At 48.3% G+C, this 2,797-nt stretch carries 3 protein-coding genes; 2 read left to right on the plus strand and 1 reads right to left on the minus strand.

The window, feature by feature from the left end; genetic code table 11:
* Positions 1-528, plus strand: a 528-nt coding sequence (locus ABY802_RS16465; protein ID WP_372628204.1) for a 3-oxoacyl-[acyl-carrier-protein] synthase III C-terminal domain-containing protein, incomplete at its 5' end; no start/stop codon positions are given.
* 63 nt (positions 529-591) lie between these two features.
* Here ABY802_RS16465 and ABY802_RS16470 read toward each other — a convergent pair.
* Positions 592-900 carry an isoamylase early set domain-containing protein gene (locus ABY802_RS16470; protein WP_372628205.1) on the minus strand — a complete coding sequence of 103 codons (309 nt, stop codon included), beginning with the start codon at positions 898-900 and terminating at the stop codon, positions 592-594.
* Between the two features lie 473 nt (positions 901-1,373).
* Here ABY802_RS16470 and ABY802_RS16475 point away from each other — a divergent pair, with 473 nt between their 5' ends.
* Positions 1,374-2,624 carry an efflux RND transporter periplasmic adaptor subunit gene (locus tag ABY802_RS16475; protein ID WP_372628206.1) on the plus strand — a complete coding sequence of 417 codons (1,251 nt, stop codon included), beginning with the start codon at positions 1,374-1,376 and terminating at the stop codon, positions 2,622-2,624.
* The last annotated feature ends 173 nt before the right edge of the window (positions 2,625-2,797 follow it).

The following is a 2,797-nucleotide window of genomic DNA, read 5'->3' on the forward strand; positions in this document are numbered from 1 at the left end:
CATTTTATTTTTGGTGATGTCTGTACCGCCACCATCATTGAAGCACAAGGCAGTTGCACGTCAGACCAGGCTTTTGCCATTCTGGGTATGCGGCTGCAAACCAGTTTTTCAAACAATATCCGTTGTGATATTGGCTACACCGAGCATTGTTTTAGCGATACTGACCCTAAGGTTCCGTTTTTTAAGCAGCAAGGGCGCAAAGTGTTTAAAGAGTTACTGCCGATTGTTGCCGATGTGATTCAGAGTGAAATGGCAAGCCTTGCTATCAGCCCGGATCAGCTAAAACGGCTGTGGCTGCATCAGGCAAATATTAATATGAATATTTTTGCGGCAAAGAAAATTCTGGGTCGTGATCCTTTGCCAGAAGAAGCACCGTTGGTACTCGACAGTTATGCTAACACCGCTTCTGCCGGCTCAATTATCGCGTTTCACAAGTACAAAACAGGCTTACACAAGGGCGATAAAGCCGTGTTATGTTCATTTGGTGCTGGCTACTCAGTTGGCTGCCTGATCCTGGAGCAGTGTTAACGCCGCAAGCTTACTAAAGGGTGCAAACCGAACAGCATTGGCTGCACCCCGTTAAGCCGGGTATTACAATCGAATTACCGAATTGTGATCGTAAGATAACGGTGACGGCAAGTACGCGTCTGCTGCGTCATCGTTTAACCAGGTGCCGCCATTAACCAGATAGCGGAACTGATATTCCTGGTTGTTTTCCAGGGTTAAGCTGGCGCTGAAATCACCTTTTTTACTTTTTTTCATGGGTAGTGCGGCCGGATCCCAATTATTAAACTCACCAAGCAAGGCAACAGACTCGGCTCCGGCTAATTGTTCAGCAGTTATTTTAAATGTGACTTTACATACTGGTTTAGTCTTTAAATATTGTTTGGTGATACTCATGTTGCTTCCCTCAATCTGACTGCACTGACAGCCTGCTTTAGCATAGTGCTGGTGCGATAGTGAATACTGGCAAAAATACTACCTGCGCTATATGACTTAAAAATGACCAGTCTGATCACCGTAACTACCATAAATCAGGGTTGGCCGCTGGGCAAATAACTTTAAGTTGTAGGGTTATAACTGCCATTTAAACGCGTGTTTAAATTTTGTGGTTTGTAACAAAATATTACGAAGCGTCAATGGCCCCGGAGTGGGTTCAGGCTTGCGTTAACTGCATCTGGAGCCTGTAAAATGTTATTACCCCTTGCTAATACAGGCCTTAGACAATACGACCCGGTTTTAGCTAAACCTGATTTTGGCGATGACGTAACGAATTACCGCACGGGCAGGATACAATCATTAACAGTCGCGGACATACATTTAACGGCATAGCGCTTATGATGTAGAAAGTTAATTTGACAGGTAGGTAAGTCATGTCCTCTTTTTTTGTAAAAGTAATTCTTCCGGTAGTGGTCGTTGTCGTCGCTGTTGTGGCGGCAGTGGGTTTAGGCAAGATGCGCCAACCCCCTCAGAAAAGTGAAGAAAGCAGGCCAGCGATTCTGGTTAATACTGCGGCCATTAGTGCTGATAACATTGTTTATCAAATCAGCTCGCAGGGTATGGTAACGCCTAAGCTTGAAACCAGCCTGATTTCAGAAGTGAATGGCCGGGTGGTAGCGGTAGCCGATGAATTTGTGGCAGGTGGTTTTTTTAATAAAGGAGACCTGCTGGTAAAAGTAGAGCAAAGTGACTACCTCACCAATGTTAAGGCGGCTCAGGCGGCGCTGGCCAATGCACAGGCGATGCTGGCTGAAGAAAAAGCCCGGGTTAAAGTAGCAGAGGAAGAGTGGCGTTCCTTTACCGATGGTAATGCGCCCGCGCTGGGTTTGCGCCAGCCGCAACTGGCCAGTGCTTTGGCAAGTGTGCAATCAGCAGAAGCAGAGCTGGAGCGGGCAAATCGTGATTTAGCCCGCACTGAAATCCGGGCGCCTTATGATGGCATGGTGCGGGCCAGGGCTGCAAATCTGGGCCAGTTTATCAGCCGGGGCACCGCACTGGGTGCCATTGTCGGCACTGACGTTGCTGAAATTCGCTTGCCACTGACCGATACCGATATGGCATTTTTGGCCATGCCGGGGGCCATGGCGTCCAGCGCAGTTACGACTGACAATAATCAGGTAACGCTTAGCAGTAACGTTGCCGGAGAGCAAATAAACTGGTCAGCAAAACTGGTTCGTACAGAAGGGATCCTGGATGAGCGCAGCCGGGTTATTTATGTGGTCGCGGAAGTGGCTGATCCTTACCAGCGCCGTAATCAAACGCAACCTGTTCTGAATTTTGGCCGTTTTGTCGCGGCAACGATCACGGGTACCCAAGCCGAGCAGGTAGTTAAAATTGCCCGCCATTTGCTATTGCCGGGCGATAAAGTGCTGGTGGTGGATAAAGACAACACCTTGCAATTTCGTCAGGTAACGGTAGACCGGGCGACAGCTGAGGCTGCGTACATTAGCAATGGATTGGAGAGTAGTGATCAACTGGCGTTATCTGCCATTTCTAACCCGCTGGCAGGCACCGTGGTGCGCGTTGCCGGGGACAGTTCTGCTGAAAACGATGCAAAACAACCTTCTGAACCTTCGCAACTGGCCGATGCCGCTGGGGCGGTGAAGCAAGCGGAGGGGCAGTAACATGGATACCAACAAAGGTATTATTGCCTGGTTTGCCCGCAATAGCGTCGCAGCAAATTTGTTAATGGCGATTATTTTAGTTGCAGGTATAGCAGCTGTTTTTACGATAAAAAAACAGGCTTTTCCAGAAATTGAATTGGAAGTGGTTAATATCCGGGTGGCCTATCTTGGCG

It is taken from the genome of Arsukibacterium sp., from assembly GCF_041616895.1.
GTDB lineage: Bacteria > Pseudomonadota > Gammaproteobacteria > Enterobacterales > Alteromonadaceae > Alishewanella.

Bases quoted from the DNA above. Each gene is read 5' to 3' on its own strand.
- ABY802_RS16475 (WP_372628206.1), top strand. From the start codon at position 1,374: ATGTCCTCTTTTTTTGTAAAAGTAATTCTTCCGGTAGTGGTCGTTGTC.
- ABY802_RS16470 (WP_372628205.1), bottom strand. From the start codon at position 900: ATGAGTATCACCAAACAATATTTAAAGACTAAACCAGTATGTAAAGTC.